Genomic DNA, 18,504 nt, shown 5'->3' with positions numbered 1-18,504 from the left:
GATATCATCAGCGGATGATGCCCGGGGTTCTTTTATTGAATGGCAATGAATCGTTCGCGAAGCATGCTTTTCGTTGTATTGTTCTGTCTATGCCGGTGCATATTCGCTGTCCGGCTCCTCTGCGTTAAAATCCTCTACTATAATTTCAGCCTCTGTGCTTTCCGGCATTCTGGAGCGTTCCCACTGAAGTTTCACCTTAAACAGATCCGCCTCGTTCCCGACTTCCATCGTACCCTTCTGAAGTTCCATAAAACTCTTTGCAATAGCAAGACCCAGGCCGGAACCTTCCGTGTTTCTGGATTCGTCTCCTCTCACAAACCGTTCCGTAATGTCCTTGCCCACAAGTGATATCTCGGTAGCCGAAATATTCTTCATGGATACGGTGACCACTTCCCCGTCATCCGTTATCTCCACATAAGCTCTTGTACCCGGCATTGCATACTTCACAATGTTCACCAGCAGGTTCTCAAATATTCGGTATGTCTTCTCGCTGTCCAGCACCAGTACGGCCTTTTCCTCCGGTAAATTCCAGCGGAACTCTATCTCCGACCGGCTGATTTTATCTTCCAGCTCCAGCCTTACCTGTTTCATCAGACTTACGATGTCTACCTCTACCAGATGCAGCGTCACATTATTGCTGTTGGCCTTGCTGATTTCAAACAGATCCTCAATCAGGCTTTTCAGTCTCATGGATTTCTGGTCCAGAATCCGGATGTAGCTGCGGCGCTCCTCCTCCGTGATTCCCTCTTTCTGCAACAGGTTGACATAAGTAATAATCGCGGTCAGAGGTGTCTTCAGATCATGGGAGACATTCGTAATCAGTTCCGTCTTCATGCTCTGGCTCTTTACCTCCTCATCCACGGCCTTTTTAAATCCGTCCTTGATTTTGGTAATCTCTTCTTTCAGCGGCTCAAATATGCCCAGATCCTCATTTATCTCAATATCCAGGTTGCCCTCGGCAATCTTTCCTGTTGCCTTTAGAAGCACCTCGTATTTCTCCTGCATCCCGTCATAAATTCTTCTGAGCAGGAAAAACAGAACAACCGAGTAAATAAGAAGGCCGAATATGCCAAAAAACCAGAAACAGCTGATTACGGTAAGAAGTACGAAATTCACTCCAACTATTTTTAAAAGGAGCTTTGTCTGCTTATCCCTGAAATCCACAGAGCCAACGAGGCCGCAAGTTTTCTCCACCGCGTTCTTGCCTCCCATAAACAGCCAGCCCACCAGTGTACGCTCTTTCAGCCAGCGTTTCAGGCCCAGCGTGAAGATAGAATCCATGCTCACGACGAACCAGTATATAAACGACAGCCCAATGAACCACATCACTGCATTGAGGCCCATAACCAGGCCGTTTGCCTGATCGGGGGTAAAGTTGAATTCCCTGATAAATTCACCGGCAAAACCGCCGGTAACCGTACCCATTATCATGTCAAACATCATGTATCCGCTTTCGGCCGTCAGGGTAATCGCAAAACCACCGATCATAATCAGTATTTCAAACGGAACCGAGAAGATTTTCCGCTCCGTCAGTCCAAGCGGCTTAATCAGTCCCATGATAAACGCCAGCGCCGCCGTCAGGAAGGAAAAGCCAAGTACCATCCATGCCGCCACCTGTTCGAACTTCCAGTAATCATGGAAAATATAATCCTGTCCGTTAATCGTCATCCAGTATCCGTCATAAATATCATAATCCACCGCAGAGGAAATGCTGCTTACCTTTTCCGCATTTATAAACACCTGCTCTTTCAGCCACGGATAAGCGGCCATTGCGCCGGCCGTGAGCGCTATCACTGTAATGAGTGCCAGTATGACACCCAGACTATTGTAATTTCTCGATTTTGTATCCAACGCCCCACACCACCTTTAAGTATTTTGGTTTTTTCGGGTCTATCTCTATTTTCTCACGGATATTTCTGACATGCACCATGACGGTATCCGTGTTGACAGCCCGTTCGTTCCACACTCTTTCATATATTTCATCGGCCGAAAAAACGCGGCCCGGATTTTTCATCAGCAGGGAGAGAATCTTAAATTCCATCGGCGTCAGTTTTGCCGGTTCTCCGTCTACCATTACCTCCACCGTGTCTTCATTGAGCTCAAGCCCGCCGATACGGTAAATATTACTGTTTTCTTCCTCTTCTCTCTCCTCTTTCCTGTTTAACAGGGCCATAAACCTGTTGTACCGTCTGAGATGAGAATTCACTCTGGCCAGAAGCTCCATCGGCGTAAACGGTTTCGTTATATAATCATCGGCTCCCATATTGAGTCCCATGATCTTATCCACTTCCTCCGACTTCGCAGAGAGGAAGATGACCGGAAAATCATAATGTTCCCTGAGCTTGACTACCATCGTCACTCCATCCATCCTGGGCATCATGATATCGACAACCGCCAGATGGATTTCTTCCTGCTCCAGCACCTTGAGTCCTTCCACTCCGTCTGCCGCCTGGAATACACGGTATCCCTGTCCGCGCAGGAAGATTTCAATTCCTTCCCTGATTTCCTTATCATCTTCTACCAGTAAAATCCGGCTTTCTCCTGCTCTGTTCTGTATATCCATTATTTTCTCTCCATATCATCCCCGGTTCAGGCTCCCAGGACTGTGCCAGGACTCTGTAATTCCATCCTGTCGGAAGACCTCAAAACCGCGTAGTTTTTCTTTTTCTTTATTATACTACATTTTTTGAGTTCCTCCCTCACAAGTAAGAGAAAATTAAGGAAAATGCTAAAAGCAGCTGCGCTTGCAAGAAACGCTACGGCCACCTCGGTAAAATATTCAGCACTCATGTTATCAGCTCCCCTTTCAGTCTTTTTCTTTTTCATGACGTAAGTATACCCTGCGTTTCTAAAGCCGGTTCTGGGGAAAAACAAAAGAAATTCTAAAGAAGGGTCAAAGATTAAAAAAAGATAGCCTGCACGGTCCCTGTGTGATAGTATTGAATCAACCGACCGACGCTTTTACAGAGGAGAATAACACATGGAATTAACTTATAAAAAGGCCTCTTTGGAAGACCTGGAACTGCTCACGGAAACGAGAATTATCGTTTTAAGGGCGGCAAATAAACTGGACGATGACGTTGATATGAGCGTTGTAAAGGAACAGTCCAGGGAATACTACAGGCATTCCCTGGCCGATGAATCGCATATTGCATACCTCGTCTATGACGGTGAAATATTTGCCGGCTCGGGCGGTATCAGTTTCTTCAGGGTCATGCCCACCTTCCACAATCCGGATGGCCGTAAGGCATATATTATGAACATGTACACCAGTCCGGAATACCGCAGAAGAGGAGTCGGCCGTCAAACCCTCGGCCTGCTCGTGGCCGCTGCAAGAGAAAAAGGGATTACGGCAATCTCACTGGAAGCGACGGACATGGGACGGCCTCTGTATGAAAAGTTTGGTTTCGTCAGTATGGAACATGAGATGGAACTGCCCGAGGTTGAGCAGAACCCGTGAAAGAACAGTGTGATGCAACGCAGATTGCTGCAAAATGCTGCTTGCACCGTCATTCCGTAATTACAGAATTAAATATTTGTAAATTTGCATGCGAAAAACTCCGGAAGGCTGTCCTCCGGAGTTTTATCTACCGTAATTTGCTTCTGCTAATTATACGTTCTTTCATAACCTGCTTGTTTAAAACATTACAGCGATTAAGCATTTGGCTTTTTATTTTTTTGGTTTTTTAGCTATTTGCTGTTCGCTTTTTCCATATGCACATTTTTCCCTTTGATCTTCACGTCCTTCATCGCTTTTAAAACGATATCGGCCTGTTCTCTCGGCACTTCTACAAATGTGTATTTGTCAAACATATCAATGCTTCCCACCATGCTGCCCGGCATTCCTGACTCTCCGGCAATTGCGCCGAGAATATCCCCAGGCCTGATTCCCTGGTTCTTACCGATGTTGATGAAAAGGCGCGCAACATTCTCTCCACCGCCGCTGCGGCTGTTTCTCGGACCACGGCTGTTTTTATTTCTGTTGTTTCTCTCATAATCGTCCAGATCATCCAGAGATCGGAGCGGGAATTTTTCTTCGGTAATATCCTCGTACTCATCTCCCATAGACATTTTCAAAAGAGCGGCTGCCAGATCAAGAGTGGTATAATCCTCCTCAAGGACTCTCTTCTCCACAATATTTATGATTTTATCGAGATCATTATCCCGGATAACCTCACTCACACTGTCCAGAATCTTCTCTGCTTTAATTGAGGTCACATCATTCAGGGACGGAATCGGCTGAGGAAGAATCTTCGTCTTACAATAGCGCTGGATTTCTCTCAGCTTATACACTTCTTTTCCCACTACCAGGCTGAGCGCTTTTCCTTCTCTGCCGGCACGGCCCGTACGTCCAATTCTGTGCACATAGTATTCGTCATCCTGAGGAATATCATAGTTAAATACAGCTTCTACGTCATCTACATCGATACCTCTGGCTGCAACATCCGTTGCGATTAAGATGTCTGTCCTGCCGTTTCTGAAACTGTTCATAACACGGTCTCTCTGCATCTGTTTCAAATCTCCGTGAAGACCCTCTGCAAAATATCCTCTGTTCTGGAGTTCCTGCACCAGATCGTCCACCTGTCTTTTTGTATTACAGAAAACAATAGACAGTTTTGGATCATACATATCCAGAAGGCGGCACATAACTTCTATTTTATTCTTCGGCTTCACTTCATAATAGTACTGTGTAACCTTTGGAACTGTCAGCTCCTTTTTTACTACTTTTACGATTTGCGGGTCTTTCTGGAACTTCTTCGCAATCTCGGCAATAGCCGGCGGCATCGTCGCAGAGAACATTACGGTCTGGCGCTCTTCCGGAAGCTCGCTCAGAATCATCTCCATATCCTCTAAGAATCCCATATTCAGCATCTCATCCGCCTCATCCAGAACAACGGTATGAACATGATCCAGTTTCAGGGTCTTTCTGCGCATATGATCCATTACACGGCCCGGTGTTCCGATAATAACCTGTACACCGTCTTTCAGGGACCGGATCTGTCTTCCTATCTCCTGTCCTCCGTAAATTGGAAGGACTTTTACTCCGTGCATATATTTTCCAAGGCGTCTGACCTCATCGGAAACCTGGATTGCCAGCTCTCTCGTCGGACAGAGAATAATAGCCTGTAACTTTTTATTCTTCGGATCTACCTTCTGAAGAAGCGGAATACCGAAGGCCGCTGTCTTACCTGTTCCGGTCTGGGCCTGGCCAATTATATCCACTCCCTGAATCTCCAGAGGAATTGACTGGCTCTGAATCGGCGAAGCCTCCTCAAACCCCATATCTGTAACTGCGCGTAAAATCTTCGCATCTAAATTTAAATCTTCAAACTTAACTGCTTCCATTCTTTTCCTTTCCTGATTCAAAACTTCAAAAAAGAAGATCCAAGGAACGTCTCAGCTCTCGAATCTTCTCACTTTAACTATATCTTATAAAATATAGCAGATCTCTTTCGCCTTGTCAATTAAAGATTTTTTGTTGGGAAACGAGGACGCCGAGGGATGGCGAGGGTGGGATGGGGAGAGGGAGGGGTGAGTCTTCAGTCCCGGGGCGGAGGATATCGCTTAGGTGGGGATACGGAAGAAAGAAATTTCCTGCGGGAACCGCTTCCGCTGGCGGAGTGCATAACGGACACTAACCTCGTGCAAAACCTCGGTAAGTGCCGATGGACTCCAATGTTCCCTCCGGAAATTTTTTCGTCCTCCTCCCCCACGGGCAGACTATGACCGGGACTGAAGACGCCAGGGTTTCTGCCATCCCACAACGCCTGCCACGGCTGAACTGTCCTCTTTTTCCAAGGGGTGGCACACTCTGTCGCGTCCACTACATAGTTCCTGTTCATAGGTTCGTGACTTCAGTTCGCAGTTCCCGTTCATGGTTTCAACTTTTGATTTCAATTTTTTCTACTAAAACAATAGCAAGAAAAAATCAATTAAACATTAAAAATCATACATATTAGGAACAATGAATAAAAGTCCTCCTCCCACACAAAGAAAGAGAACACTTCAGCCCCCGCAGGCCGTGCGGAATGACGAAAACCTTCGCGTCTTCAGTCACGGTCATAACATTCCCGGCGGCGTTCTCATTTCTCCCCCCAACTCTCCATTGACTTTTCTCCCATTCAGTTCTAAACTTGTTATCATCCTGCATTGTATAACTATAAAACCTTGATTCAGAAGGAGTGTTTTTATGAAGATCATTGATTCACACCTGCACTTTTGCCCTGGCTCTCCTTATTTTGATAAGATTGCAGAGCGGGCGGAACATATAAATACGGCGGAGCATCTCAGGGGACAGTATGAGAAATACCAGATTGAGGCGGGCATTGTGATGGGGAACCACGGCCTTTCCCTGGCTGAGCATGATTATCCCGGCTTTTTACGGTACTGTATTGGAATTGACAGTGATTATCTGGAAAACCATGAAATTGCCGACGCCATCGACTTTGTGGAAATCCACCTTAAGAGGGAGAACTGCGCCGGGATTAAACTCTATCCCGGTTATAGTCCTGTCTATGTCAGTGACCGGAGATATGAACCCATTTATGAACTGGCTAAAACGTATAAGAAACCGGTTGCAATCCATATGGGGCAGACCGCCGGCTCCAACGCATTCCTGAAATACAGCCATCCCCTGACCCTAGACGAGGTTGCGGTCACGCATCCCGACGTCCAGTTTGTCATGTGCCACTTTGGCAATCCCTGGCTGATGGACGCCGCTGCTGTCCTGGAGAAGAATGAGAATGTTGCCGCCGATTTATCCGGCCTTCTGGAGGGGAAATTGGTGCTGGAAGAACTATTAGAAGAACAGAAGGGTTATGTGGAAGCTCTGAAAACATGGATTTCCTATTCGCAGAGCTATGATAAACTGATGTTCGGAACCGACTGGCCCCTCGCCAACTACGGAGATTATATTGATTTCACAAAAGTAATCATTCCGGAAAAACACTGGGATAACGTGTTCTACCGGAATGCAAAACGTATCTATTTTTAACGGTTCAGCGTTTCTGAACCGTTACATCTATTCTATATAATAACTCAGTGCTGTCCGCCTCCATTGCCGGACAGCCATTTTATTGTCCTGCCGATTCCCGCAAAGGCGTAGGGGATTAGCAGGATAAAATAGCAGACCGTATACTGTCCTTTTCCTTCCCAGGCCATATGGAAAAGAAAACCTCCGATAAAAATAATCGCCGGAATCAGTTGTTCCCATCTCGTCCGTTTCATGCCCGTCAGCAGGAACAGAAAGGCTCCCGCATAAATAAAGGTCTGAAACCAGTTACTGACGGCCATATAACCCCTGTTCAGAAGCCCTCCCTCTTTAAGAAGGGAATCCGTGAATCCCGGCAGAAGCCAGGAGCCTCCTTTTACCTCCTGAATCCACAGACTCTGGAAGGTGGGCTCTGCCCAGACAGACTCTGCCTTTCTCAGGAAAAAGTCCGCTGCTGCCTCCGGATCCGCTCCGAATTCCGATATCGTGTCCATCAGGTCCTCCCGGATGGCCTCCTTTGTTTTTTCCGTATCCTCGCCGTTTCCCGCAAAGACACTGACATTATAGCCGTTGTACCATCCCGGGCCGCGGCTCCCCTCCTGGAGTCCCATCTCCACCCAGGCTGTCATAGGGATTCCTCCCGACACGGGTTTACCCGTCACATTTTCCAGAAAAGCATTCATCACCTTTCCGCTGCCTATATAAATGACCGCCATTAAAACCGCGGCAGCCAGAAATCCCGCCCTCTTCCGGAAAACGCCCTCTGATAAAAGATAGATGACAAGCGCAACCAGCACGATCAGATAGTTTGATTTCAGAAGCACGGATGCGGCGGCAAACAATGATGCAAGCAGAAGACTGCCTATTTTATCCGTATGGATATATCGGTATAGTAAATACAGCGCCGCAGAGGAAAAACAAAATCCCGGCATGGTGCCGTACACAAATGTAATGTAAAAGGCAAACGGCAGGCAGCCGAATATCAGAATCAGAAGTCCCCTGATGCTTTTAAGCCCGAATAGTTCCACCGCCAGACGGCTGAGACAGTAAACGCCTCCGAACAGAAACCCGATATTCAGGATCTGAACCGCATACGGCGTGATGTCCCTGAAAATCATGACAATTACCGCCAGGAAAAGAATCAGTCCGTTCTGGGACGGATACGTATAGGCATATCCCACCGGCACCATTGGGGACGCATAGACGAAACCGACCTCATCCCAGGGCGAATAGTCCCCTGCCAGAAGGGAACGCGCCGATTCCATCGCCATTCTCTGATCCGAATTAGGCCAGTACATTGTCATTAAAAGCCATATCAGATAAAAGCCCGCCAGTGCAATGAGGAGCCTGCGGTACTGCCTGTCGGTCAGGCTGTGTTTCCATTGCCCCGACCTGCGTTTCCGATAAAACCACACACCGGCTGCCAGGAAAAGAATCATCAGGAGGATATGTACAACCGGCTGGTCCGGGCCATACTGCACTTTCTCCGCGCCTCCATACACACGGCAGGTCGTTGCGGCGCTTATGACAATGAGAAATAAGAGCACCGCTCCGAATAAAAGCTGTACGAAGAACGTACAAAGCCGTTCCAGCGCAGACCCGTGGGAGTTTCCTCCCGCTGCGGCCGCCCCTTTCCCAAATCCTCTTCTATTGTCCGCCGGACCGCCTGATTTGGCGTCTGATTTATAACCCAGCTCCGCTCTGTTTCCGGCATGGTTTCCACCTTTGCTGCGGTTTCTGTCTTCCGTTCCTGCTCCCATATTCCAGTGTCCTTCTGTCTGTTGGCATTTCCACAAATTGTTCCGCGTTTCCGCCGTATTCTTCAAAATACCGCGGACAAGTTTTATATCTTTGTCAGTCAGATATTACTGTAATTTTATAAAAAAGTCAACAGGCCTCCTGTCCGATTTGACGCCGTTGTGAGCAGAAATGCAGAAATGGACACGCCGTTCCAACTTTTTTTGCAATTTACGGGTATACCGCCTTTATTTAAAGGACAATCCCGCCTCTATATCTAATGATAAATATAATCACTTCCAAATCTTGACTCCAGAAATCTGCTATGTTAAAATGTCACATCACTTTTGCCTGGAATGGAATACACAGGGCGTGTGGGTTAGCCTGCAGGTTAGCTTTTCTGAAAAATCCCATATACAGGCACAATAACAGAATAATAAGTGATGAGAAAGGGACAGGGTAAGTATGATACCAAAAGGAATTATAATTGATTGCTGTTGTGTCCTCTTTGGGACGAATTTAGGGAGTGCGATCAAAAGCCGGGTGCCGGAGCGCATCAAGCAGCCGATGAATGCAATTTTCGGCATTGCCGCCATTGCAATCGGGATTACCTCCATGGTAAAACTCCAGTCTTTGCCCGCCGTGATACTGGCTCTTATACTGGGTGCACTGGCCGGGGAAATGATGAATCTGGACCGCAGGGTAAATTCACTGTTTGAACGTATTCTGGAAAAATTGCATTTTAAGATCTCGGGTAATAAGGAGGACTATATGCGTTTCTACCTCATTGTCGCGGTTACCTTCTGCGCAAGCGGAACGAATATTTTCGGAGCAATTAACGAGGGGATATCCGGTGATTTTACAATACTTCTCTCAAAAGCCGTCATGGATATTTTTGCTGCCACGATTTTTGCCGCCACTCTGGGCCGGGCAATGAATCTGATCGTTCTTCCACAATTTCTGATTTTATGCGCCTGCTTTTATTCCGCACAATTCATTATGCCCCTGACCACGGCCGCCATGTTGAATGATTTTATAGCTGTGGGAGGGCTGCTTACCTTTGTCCTTGGACTGAGCATTGCGCAGATTAAGCATATCAGCGCGGTAAACCTGCTGCCGTCTTTAATCTTAATCTGGCCCTCCTCCTGGCTGTTCAGCCTTATTATCTGACTGTAATTGAAAAATGGAGGCCCCCCTTTCCCCGGGGAGCCTCCATCCGCTAATCAACTTATTTTCCTGCCTTTCGGGCAGAAATTAATGCTTTAATTTCTTCTTTCTCAGGCATCACCTTCAGCGCGCCTTTCTTCGTTGTTATGAGCGAGGCCGCCGCATTAGCGAATGTGAGCATCTCTCTGATTTTACCCTCATCCAGGTTATCAAGGCCGTATTCCAGCACAAAGTGGAGCACACAGCCGCAGAACGTATCTCCGGCGCCCGTCGTTTCAACGGTCCCTTCCTGGATAAAACCGGGAACCTCCACCATTATTCCGTCATAATAGGCCCTGCTGCCGTCTTTTCCCATGGAAACGCAGATGAGCCTGATATCATAATGTTTCTTAAGCTCCCTTACACCGTCCGTAAAGTCTTCCAGGCCGGTCAGCCACTGTATCTCATTATCGGATATTTTGAGAATATCGCAGTGAGCCAGGCCATAGCGGATCTGCTCTTTCGCCTCATCCTCCGAGTTCCACAGAGGCGGCCTCAGATTTGGGTCAAAGGAGCGCAGCAGACCAACCTTTTCCGATGTTTCAACAGCTCTTTTCGTAGCCTCCCTGGACGGTCCGGCCATCATGGACAAGGAACCGTAATGAAATATCTTTGATCTCTCAATCAGTCCAAAATCCACTTCCCCGGAAGCAAGCATCATATCGGCCCCGGGATTTCTGTAGAAAGAAAAATCCCGGTCCCCGTTTTGAAGCTTGTGCACCAGTGCAAGTGTCGTCGGAATCTTTACATCCTCAATAAGACCCGCCGTGCCGATCCCTATATGTTCAAGTTCTCTCTTAAGCTGCCGTCCGAACCTGTCCCGGCCGACTTTCCCAATGAACTGCGTCTTCCTGCCCAGCCTGGTTAACATCGCCAGCACATTACAGGGCGCACCTCCGGGATTTGCCTCAAACAGGGGATTACCCTGGTCGGATTCCCCGTTCTGGATAAAATCAATCAACAGCTCTCCGAGAGCGGTTACATCTGTATTCTGCATATTTCTCTCCTATATTACCCAGAGCGTGCCTGAAAATACATTTCTGCAATTTTCAGACACGCTCCAGGTAACGTCTTTCTACACTTAATGTCCTCTTATTTCGTCACAGCGATATCAAAGAATTCCGCACAGCCATCCTGGGCCATCAGCCCGATCTGGTAATCCGTCTCCCCAAAGTAGCGGTATGTAAATGCAATCTTTTCCCCGGCAAATATCTCTATCATATCGCGGTCAATCACCACTTTAAGGTCAATTACATCTCCGTTCTCATACGGAAACGGTTTTTCACATACCCGGATGCCGTCCGGTCCTGCGTCCTTCGGCGTTCCGATGTTGGTGCAGGATGCCTCCCAGAACGGATCCACTCCCATCGGGAGGTTCAAAAGCTCGGCACGCTGCATCCCCTTGTCAAAGGCAAGAACGATACACTGGGTCGCATCCCTGTCGGATTTAAGAAGCAGGCCGAAATGATCCGCCATATTGACCGGCTTTACCTTACAGCGAAACAGGAAGCTCTCCTCTTTCACATCCACAAATCCATAAGATAGAGTGCCGACGGAATCGAGGTAAATGCACTTATCCCCATATTTTACGGATTTGCCGAGGATATCCACATAATTCCACTCCACCGGTGTACAAAACGCCTCCGCATATTCTCTGGGGAGCTTCACATCCAGTTCGCCGTCCGTATTCCTGCATACCTCGTGCGGGATACAGAACCGTCCGCCCCAGTACCACTCGCCAAAATTGCTCTGCTCCGCCCGGTCGTGGGCCCATGCAAAGTAGAATCTGCGTCCCTCATCATTGACCAGCGATTTTGCCGCATAGAACCGGCGGCCGCCGATTCCATCCATCTTCGGCGTTCTCCACGGCCCGAACGGCGAATCGGATATGCGGTAGATAGTGTTAACAAATTCAGAGAAACGCGAGTAGGAAAGATACCAGATGTCTCCTATCTTATACATCTCACAGCACTCCGGACAGTTGGTATGGAATGGCTGGTAAATCGGTCCGTAATACTCCCAGTTGTCCAGATCCTTCGAGCGGTACAGGACGATGCAGCCCCGTCTGGACGGCGGCCCCTCCTTCTTCCTTCCGGATATCAGGATCCAGTAGCAGGCGTCGTCCTCGTTGTAGAAGACGTATGGGTCACGCCAGTCCCCAACTTCATATTCTTCCTCATTTGGAATAATAATCGGGTTCTTCGGGTCCTTTTCAAAATGGATTCCGTCGTCGCTCACCGCATGGCAGATTGTCTGCTCAAAATGCACGTTATAATTGTAGCCCGTATAGAAAATATGGAATTTTCCTTCCCCATAGACGGCGGCTCCGGTCCATACGCCGCAGGCGTCGGGTTCTTCCCCCTCCCCCGGATAAAGCGCAGTTCCCACCTCTTCCCAGTGCACCAGATCCTTTGATACGGAATGCTCCCATGTGGTCCTCAGCCTCGCCGGATAAACGGTCGTTCCGGGAGGGGAGGTCAGTGAAAAAATATGATAGACACCGTCATGGTAGAGGGGAATTGCATCCCCTGTAGAATCAGCCCAGCTTAATTTCCTGAAAATATCCATTTCTTATGCTCTCTCCTTCGCGTTTCTTATGATGCGTTTTACTACACTGTCTTTTCCCTTCTGGGTGTCGATGATGACGGCCAGGACGATTATCAGGCCCTTTACAACCAACTGCCAGAAGGAACTGAGTCCAATCAGGTTCAGGCCGTTGCTGATAATGCCGATTACCAATGCGCCGAAAATCGTTCCCGATACAGCTCCGACGCCGCCTGTCATGGAGATTCCCCCCAGCACGCAGGCTGCGATTGCGTCCAGCTCATACCCTTCTCCGACGCCTGGCTGGCCGGAATACATTCTCGCGGAAAGGACGATACCGGCGAATGCCGCCAGGAAACCAGATATGGTAAATACCGCAATCTCCACTTTCTTAATCGGCACACCGGAAAGTCTGGCCGACTCCCGGTTGCCTCCGATAGCAAATATATAGGTTCCGAATTTCGTCTTGTTTAATACAACGATGAAAATAATGATGAGAACGACCATGTACACAACCGGAAGGGGCAGGACTCCGAATAATTTCCCTGTGCCGATTCCGGTAAACACGTCGTTGGAAACCCTGATGGAACGGCCTCCCGAGTAGATGTATGCGACGCCCTTGGCCACATTCATCATGGACATGGTTACAATAAAGGCAGGCACCTTAAAGGTGGCGATGATTAATCCGTTTAAGAATCCGGCCAGCGTTCCGAGCAGCAGGCCCACCGCGATCGCTGCAGCCATCGGCATTCCCTGATTGACCATGAGTCCGGCCGTCAGAGTGCCGCACATGGCGACGCAGGTGCCCACGGAAAGGTCAATCCCTCCCAGGATAATGACAAGCGTCATTCCAAGCGCAAGATACATATTATTTGATACCTGTCTGAGAACAGACAGAAGGTTGTCCGTAGTGAGGAAAACCGGTGACGCGAAGCTCAGGATAATGGAGATGATGACGAGCACTGCAATGATTCCGGAATTTCCTTTCAGCATTTTCATAAAACTGTTATTTTTCATATTTTACACTCCCGTAGCCAATTTCATAATTCGTTCCTGTGTCAGTTCCAGATGACCAATCTCTCCCGTCTTGATGCCTTCCTTGATAACGCACACGTTGTCGCACATGTTGATTATCTCGGGAAGTTCCGAGGAGATCATGATAATCGCCATTCCCTCTTTTGCCAGCTCGTTAATAATGGAGTAAATCTCGGCTTTCGCGCCTACGTCCACGCCTCTTGTCGGTTCATCCAGTATCAGTATTTCCGGCTTTGTCGCCAGCGCTTTTGCAATTACCACCTTCTGCTGGTTGCCGCCCGACATGCTGCCCACCGCCGCATCAGGCGACAGAGCTTTGATATTCAGGCTCTTTATGTATTCCTGCGTAACCGCCTCTTTCTTCGCATCGCTGAGCAGAAGGCCCCTGGCGTAATACTTCAGGCTTGAGAGGGTCGTATTAAATACGATCGAATTAATCAGTGTAAGCCCCGTCTTCTTTCTGTCCTCCGTAACCATGGCAATTCCCTGGTTAATCGCTTCCAGGCAGTTCTTAAACCGCACCTCCCGGCCGTTCAATATGATCCGGCCTGAATCGAAGCGGTCGGCGCCGAAGACGCAGGTCATAATCTCACTTCTCCCGGCGCCCACAAGTCCTGCAAAACCGAGTATTTCACCTTTTCTGACTCTGAAGCTGATATTCTCAAAAACGCCCTTCTTCGTCAGATTTTCTACTTCCAGTATTACACTGTCCTCCCGGAGCGTATCATAATCTCTTGTGTAATAATTCTGAAGGCTGCGGCCGACCATCATGGCCACCAGCTCATCGGTGTCTGTTTCCTTTGTATTTACCGTTCCCACATAGGAGCCGTCCCTGATGACCGTAATCCGGTCCGACATTCTGAACAGTTCTTCCATCCTGTGGGAAATATAAATGATGCTTACCTTCTGCGCTTTCAGCCTTGTCATGGTTTCAAACAGCTTTTCCACCTCTTCGTCCGACAGGGAAGAGGTCGGCTCATCCATAACCAGGATTTTCACGTTAAATGAGCTTGCTTTGACGATTTCAACCATCTGCTGCTGGGCAATCGTCAAATCCGCAATCTTTGTGTCCGCCTCAATATCCAGTCCCAGGCGTTTTAACATTTCTCCGGCCTGACGGAGCATTTCCTTCATATCCTTAAAGCCGAACCGGTCCAGAATCTCACGTCCCAGGAAAATATTTTCCGCCACGGTCAGATAAGGCACCAGCACGATTTCCTGATGGATGATTCCGATTCCGTGCTCCCTGGCAGTCTGGACATTATCTATCTCAATCTCTTTTCCGCCGATGTTTATGACGCCCCGGTCCGGTCTGTAAATTCCGCCCAGGACTTTGATAAGCGTAGATTTTCCGGCTCCGTTCTCCCCCAGCAGGGCATGGATTTCCCCTTCTCTCAGCTCAAAATGAATCCCGTTTAAAGCGTGGACACCACCGAAGCTTTTTGATATGTCTGTCATCTTTAATACAATGTTTTCCACTCGCTCACCTGCATTTCTGAAAACAGGCACTTCCGTTAGAGAAGCGCCTGCTGTGTCGTACTGTTACTGCCGCAGTATTAAACCGTAATTTACTGCCAATCCTTCAGTGTCGCCTCTGCTTTCTCTTTATCAACCAGGAAAGAAGGTAACAGGATTTCTTTTTCAATTTCACCACCGGCTAAAAGTGTTTCTGCTTTTTCAAATGCCGTCTCTGCAATGCCGATCGGAACCTGTGCCGCCACTGCGGTGAAGGAACCGTCCAGGATTGCCGCCTTGCCGTCCGGAGATGCATCGATGGAGTAAACGCCGATATCTGTCTTTCCGGATGCCTTGATAGCGGCTGCAGCGCCGAGGGCCGACGGGTCGTTGATACAGAAGAATGCGTTGATGCCCGGGTTAGCCTGGATAATATCCTCTGCAATCGGCATGGAAATATCAAGCGCTGCTGCACCGTCTTGCTGTGCAACAATCTCAAATTTATCCTTTGCAGCGCCGAGGCCGTCCATAAAACCTGCCACGCGGTTTACGCATGACTCATTGGATGGAAAATCCAGAATTGCAATCTTTGCTCCGTCCGGATAGTCCGCTGCCATCTGCTGTCCTACTAATGTACCCGCATTATAGGCGTCGGTGGCAATTACGGTTTCCACTAGATCTAAATCATCATCGATCACCGGGGTATCCACATTGAGGATTGGGATGTTTTTCTCATGTATCTGCTCAAGGCCCTGTCTGATACCTGCGGAATCAACCGGAATTACGAATACTGCGTCAAAGTTCTGGTTTGCCACATCGGCCATCTGGGATAACTGGGTATTTAAATCATAATCCGGGTCAAGGCACACATAGCTGTAACCTTTTTCATTGCAAAGCTTTTTAAATGTGTCGTTCATTGCCGCCTGGAATGTATTATTCTGTGTATTAGGAAGAAATGCAAATTTATAGGATGCCGCCTCCTCTGCGCCTTCGCTTCCTTCCGTTCCTGCCGCTTCAGAAGCTGCTCCCTCTGTCTTTGCTTCTGCCGCCGGAGTCTCTGTCTTATTTCCCGATCCGCCGCATCCGGCCAGTGTTGCCGCCAGCATTGTAAATGCCATTACCTTTGCGATTGTTTTCTTCATTTTTGTATCCTCCTCTTTCGTTGACCTCTTACATTTACTGCATTAAGCTTTGCGCGCCGCTTTGTTTACGTAAATGATATCATTGTAGTCTGACAGCGTCAACGGTTTTTATAATATTCTGCGTTTTTAACAGGATTGTTTTGTGCATTTTGTGCTAATATAATAAACCAAATCGATTATTTACGTAAATCAATATTGTTTTTCCCATTTTTCTTCTAATTTTTACCATTATCTTTTATAAAAATATTGCCGCCATCTTCCATCCATACGATTAAAATTTGACTTTGTTTTTATAAATTGATATAGTATAGTTAAATTTACGTAAACAACAGGGGAGGGATTTTACATGGCTACAACGATCAAGGATGTTGCGGAAAAAGCCGGTGTCTCGATTGCAACCGTCTCTCATGTCATAAATGGAACTCGATATGTGAAACCCGAGCTGACAGAGAAGGTTCTGCAGGCCATCCGCGATACGAATTATCAGGTAAAAGCGCAGAAAAAACCCGGCACTGCCAGAATAGGTGAAAAGTCCGTCATAGCCGTCGTAATTCCCAATGTGGGCGGCTCTTTATTTACCAGGATTATTACCTGCATCACGGAACTTTGTGAGTCTAAAGGATACTCGGTATCCATCTATCTGACCTTCGATGATATTACCTCCGAAAAGCGGATTCTGGAGAACCTGATGAGCAGCCGCCAGACCGCCGGGATTCTGATTGCCCCCTCGGGCCAGGACAGCCGGCACTATCAGAAGATCCGCCAGCGGGGCATGCCGCTTGTCTGTATTGAGCGGACAGTCTCAGACCACTCCATCTCCTGCGTGGTGGCCGACAGCAAGAGCATCATTTACAAGGGGACACAAACCCTGCTCAACAGCGGCCATAAGAGAATCGGCATCCTGATGTCGGACAGGGAGATATCCACGGTCAATGAACAGTTAACCGGTTTCCTCGACGCCATGTACGACGCAGGCGTACACTGTGACGACACCAACATTGTCAAAATGAATCTGTACAATAATAAGGACTGCGAACGAGCCATCATCAGCCATTATGAGAATTTCAAACCCACGGCCTATATCGCCTGCGGCAACAGAATCACTCTGATTCTGATATCTACTCTGCAGCAGCTTGCCGTCGACATTCCTGAACAGTTATCCGTCATTGGTTTTAGTGATGAATCATGGTGTCACCTCTTCGGCACGCCCCTCACAACCTTCTCCCACGACTGCCGCAGAATGGCCGAGAACGCACTGAGGCTCCTGTTTGAACAGATAAACGGAGTTACCGCGGTAGAGGAAGTACATATCCCGTCTCTTTTAGAAATCAGGAAGTCCGTCAAGATGATCGGCAAGGGACCCTACGGTGAAACTACTGTTTCCCCCGACAATCTGGATTTGACACCTTCTGAGGTAAAGGAACTGCAGGAGCGCAAATACAGGGTGGGCGTCTCCTTCCACTACGGCAACACTCAGTGGGCCGCTATGCACGAGAAGGGTCTGCGCTATATCCTGTCCCGGTGCGGCGTCAACATCGTTTCCGTCACCGACTCCAATTTTGACCCGAACCTCCAGGCGATCCAGCTTGAGAGCCTGCGGATGCAGGGAGTAGACGCCATCGTTGCAATCCCCGTAGACGATACCGCCACCGCCAATAAGTTCCGTCAGCTCTCCAAAGAGACGAAACTGATTTTTATCAGCAACGTCCCGGACGGGATGAGCAAAGGGGACTACTATTCCCTCGTCTCCACCAATGAACGTGAAAACGGGCGGGGCGGAGCCGTTCTACTGGGGGAGCACTTCAAGAAGGAAGAAAATGTGGTGGTCGGTTTCATCGTGCACGGAAGCAAATTTCTCGGAACCTATCTGAGGGACATGATTGCGGAACAGACGATACGGGAGGAATATCCGAATATCACAATCGTGGAATCGGAACCTTTTTACCAGATAGAAAACGCCTATGCGGTAGCGAAAAAGATGATTCTCGCCCACCCGGAGATCAAGGGACTCTATGTGTCCTGGGAAGGACCCGCTCTCGGAGCCATCAGGGCAATGCGGGAGCTGAACCGCTGCGATATTAAGATTGTAACCTTTGATTTGGATTATGAGATAGCAAGAATCCTGGCCGATGAAGATATCGTGCTCGGCCTGAGCGCCCAGAAGGCATACGACCAGGGCGTCGCCGCAGGCCAGGCAACCGCCAAGGCGCTGCTCAACCAGAGGGGATATGAGTATATTGGGATCTCTCCCTGTGTTGTGGAGCGGAAAAATCTGTTGTCGGCCTGGAAAGAAGTTATGCATGAGAATGCGCCGGATGAACTGGCTAAGACGTTGAAGAATGAGTTGTCGAAGGAGTAGAAACGATCGTTTTTCAGACCCAGTCCCTTTAGTTG

At 48.4% G+C, this 18,504-nt stretch carries 14 protein-coding genes; 4 read left to right on the top strand and 10 right to left on the bottom strand.

Annotated features, from left to right (window positions below; translation table 11 throughout):
- Positions 1-87: 87 nt before the first annotated feature.
- Genes EJL91_RS10605 through EJL91_RS10595 form a run of 3 tightly spaced genes read right to left on the bottom strand, consistent with a single transcriptional unit; the run spans position 88 to position 2,826 of the window.
- Positions 88-1,851, bottom strand: a complete 1,764-nt coding sequence (locus tag EJL91_RS10605) for a sensor histidine kinase (protein WP_125141899.1) — start codon at positions 1,849-1,851, stop codon at positions 88-90.
- Entirely contained in the window at positions 1,823-2,563 is a 741-nt protein-coding gene (locus EJL91_RS10600; RefSeq protein ID WP_125141898.1) for a response regulator transcription factor, read from the bottom strand. The genes EJL91_RS10605 and EJL91_RS10600 overlap by 29 nt, the downstream gene beginning before the upstream one ends.
- A 26-nt stretch (positions 2,564-2,589) precedes the next feature.
- The gene (locus EJL91_RS10595) at positions 2,590-2,826 is read right to left on the bottom strand and encodes a hypothetical protein (RefSeq protein ID WP_243125302.1); all 237 of its coding nucleotides are present in this window, start codon (positions 2,824-2,826) and stop codon (positions 2,590-2,592) included.
- A gap of 154 nt (positions 2,827-2,980) precedes the next feature.
- Here EJL91_RS10595 and EJL91_RS10590 point away from each other — a divergent pair, with 154 nt between their 5' ends.
- A complete protein-coding gene (locus tag EJL91_RS10590) occupies positions 2,981-3,460 on the top strand; it encodes a GNAT family N-acetyltransferase (RefSeq protein ID WP_125141897.1) in 480 nt (159 codons plus the stop codon).
- 230 nt (positions 3,461-3,690) lie between these two features.
- Here EJL91_RS10590 and EJL91_RS10585 read toward each other — a convergent pair whose 3' ends face one another.
- The gene (locus tag EJL91_RS10585; RefSeq protein WP_125141896.1) at positions 3,691-5,346 is read right to left on the bottom strand and encodes a DEAD/DEAH box helicase; all 1,656 of its coding nucleotides are present in this window, start codon (positions 5,344-5,346) and stop codon (positions 3,691-3,693) included.
- An 844-nt stretch (positions 5,347-6,190) separates the two neighbouring features.
- On the opposite strand from EJL91_RS10585, the gene EJL91_RS10580 reads away from it, so the two are divergent.
- Positions 6,191-6,994: an amidohydrolase family protein gene (locus EJL91_RS10580; protein WP_125141895.1), complete on the top strand. Its 804-nt coding sequence runs from the start codon at positions 6,191-6,193 to the stop codon at positions 6,992-6,994.
- 44 nt (positions 6,995-7,038) lie between these two features.
- On the opposite strand, the gene EJL91_RS10575 is transcribed toward EJL91_RS10580, so the two are convergent.
- The gene (locus tag EJL91_RS10575; RefSeq protein WP_125141894.1) at positions 7,039-8,751 is read right to left on the bottom strand and encodes a glycosyltransferase family protein; all 1,713 of its coding nucleotides are present in this window, start codon (positions 8,749-8,751) and stop codon (positions 7,039-7,041) included.
- A gap of 442 nt (positions 8,752-9,193) precedes the next feature.
- Here EJL91_RS10575 and EJL91_RS10570 point away from each other — a divergent pair, with 442 nt between their 5' ends.
- A complete protein-coding gene (locus tag EJL91_RS10570) occupies positions 9,194-9,898 on the top strand; it encodes a DUF554 domain-containing protein (protein WP_125141893.1) in 705 nt (234 codons plus the stop codon).
- A 58-nt stretch (positions 9,899-9,956) separates the two neighbouring features.
- Here the strand turns inward: EJL91_RS10570 and EJL91_RS10565 are convergent, their stop codons facing one another.
- The 5 genes from EJL91_RS10565 to EJL91_RS10545 all read right to left on the bottom strand — a co-directional run bounded on the left by EJL91_RS10565 (position 9,957) and on the right by EJL91_RS10545 (position 16,110).
- Positions 9,957-10,931 carry a carbohydrate kinase family protein gene (locus EJL91_RS10565; RefSeq protein WP_125141892.1) on the bottom strand — a complete coding sequence of 325 codons (975 nt, stop codon included), beginning with the start codon at positions 10,929-10,931 and terminating at the stop codon, positions 9,957-9,959.
- 95 nt (positions 10,932-11,026) lie between these two features.
- Complete coding sequence (locus EJL91_RS10560; RefSeq protein WP_125141891.1) at positions 11,027-12,502, bottom strand: glycoside hydrolase family 32 protein; 1,476 nt, start codon at positions 12,500-12,502, stop codon at positions 11,027-11,029.
- A gap of 3 nt (positions 12,503-12,505) precedes the next feature.
- Positions 12,506-13,495 (bottom strand): ABC transporter permease, encoded by a 990-nt coding sequence (locus EJL91_RS10555; RefSeq protein WP_125141890.1) that lies wholly within the window; start codon positions 13,493-13,495, stop codon positions 12,506-12,508.
- Positions 13,496-13,498: 3 nt separating this feature from the next.
- Positions 13,499-14,992: a sugar ABC transporter ATP-binding protein gene (locus EJL91_RS10550; RefSeq protein WP_125141889.1), complete on the bottom strand. Its 1,494-nt coding sequence runs from the start codon at positions 14,990-14,992 to the stop codon at positions 13,499-13,501.
- A gap of 89 nt (positions 14,993-15,081) precedes the next feature.
- Entirely contained in the window at positions 15,082-16,110 is a 1,029-nt protein-coding gene (locus EJL91_RS10545; protein ID WP_125141888.1) for a sugar ABC transporter substrate-binding protein, read from the bottom strand.
- A 346-nt stretch (positions 16,111-16,456) separates the two neighbouring features.
- On the opposite strand from EJL91_RS10545, the gene EJL91_RS10540 reads away from it, so the two are divergent.
- The gene (locus EJL91_RS10540; RefSeq protein ID WP_125141887.1) at positions 16,457-18,469 is read left to right on the top strand and encodes a LacI family DNA-binding transcriptional regulator; all 2,013 of its coding nucleotides are present in this window, start codon (positions 16,457-16,459) and stop codon (positions 18,467-18,469) included.
- Positions 18,470-18,504 lie beyond the last annotated feature (35 nt).

The sequence above is a fragment of the Clostridium transplantifaecale genome (assembly GCF_900626075.1).
GTDB classification, from domain to species: domain Bacteria; phylum Bacillota; class Clostridia; order Lachnospirales; family Lachnospiraceae; genus Otoolea; species Otoolea transplantifaecalis.
This window is presented reverse-complemented; position numbering and strand designations above follow the sequence as displayed.

What these genes read in the sequence shown, in the direction of transcription:
- EJL91_RS10600 (WP_125141898.1), bottom strand. Translation starts at nt 2,563, where the DNA reads ATGGATATACAGAACAGAGCAGGAGAAAGCCGGATTTTACTGGTAGAA.
- EJL91_RS10595 (WP_243125302.1), bottom strand. Translation starts at nt 2,826, where the DNA reads ATGAAAAAGAAAAAGACTGAAAGGGGAGCTGATAACATGAGTGCTGAA.
- EJL91_RS10590 (WP_125141897.1), top strand. Translation starts at nt 2,981, where the DNA reads ATGGAATTAACTTATAAAAAGGCCTCTTTGGAAGACCTGGAACTGCTC.
- EJL91_RS10585 (WP_125141896.1), bottom strand. Translation starts at nt 5,346, where the DNA reads ATGGAAGCAGTTAAGTTTGAAGATTTAAATTTAGATGCGAAGATTTTA.
- EJL91_RS10580 (WP_125141895.1), top strand. Translation starts at nt 6,191, where the DNA reads ATGAAGATCATTGATTCACACCTGCACTTTTGCCCTGGCTCTCCTTAT.
- EJL91_RS10575 (WP_125141894.1), bottom strand. Translation starts at nt 8,751, where the DNA reads ATGGGAGCAGGAACGGAAGACAGAAACCGCAGCAAAGGTGGAAACCAT.
- EJL91_RS10570 (WP_125141893.1), top strand. Translation starts at nt 9,194, where the DNA reads ATGATACCAAAAGGAATTATAATTGATTGCTGTTGTGTCCTCTTTGGG.
- EJL91_RS10565 (WP_125141892.1), bottom strand. Translation starts at nt 10,931, where the DNA reads ATGCAGAATACAGATGTAACCGCTCTCGGAGAGCTGTTGATTGATTTT.
- EJL91_RS10560 (WP_125141891.1), bottom strand. Translation starts at nt 12,502, where the DNA reads ATGGATATTTTCAGGAAATTAAGCTGGGCTGATTCTACAGGGGATGCA.
- EJL91_RS10555 (WP_125141890.1), bottom strand. Translation starts at nt 13,495, where the DNA reads ATGAAAAATAACAGTTTTATGAAAATGCTGAAAGGAAATTCCGGAATC.
- EJL91_RS10545 (WP_125141888.1), bottom strand. Translation starts at nt 16,110, where the DNA reads ATGAAGAAAACAATCGCAAAGGTAATGGCATTTACAATGCTGGCGGCA.
- EJL91_RS10540 (WP_125141887.1), top strand. Translation starts at nt 16,457, where the DNA reads ATGGCTACAACGATCAAGGATGTTGCGGAAAAAGCCGGTGTCTCGATT.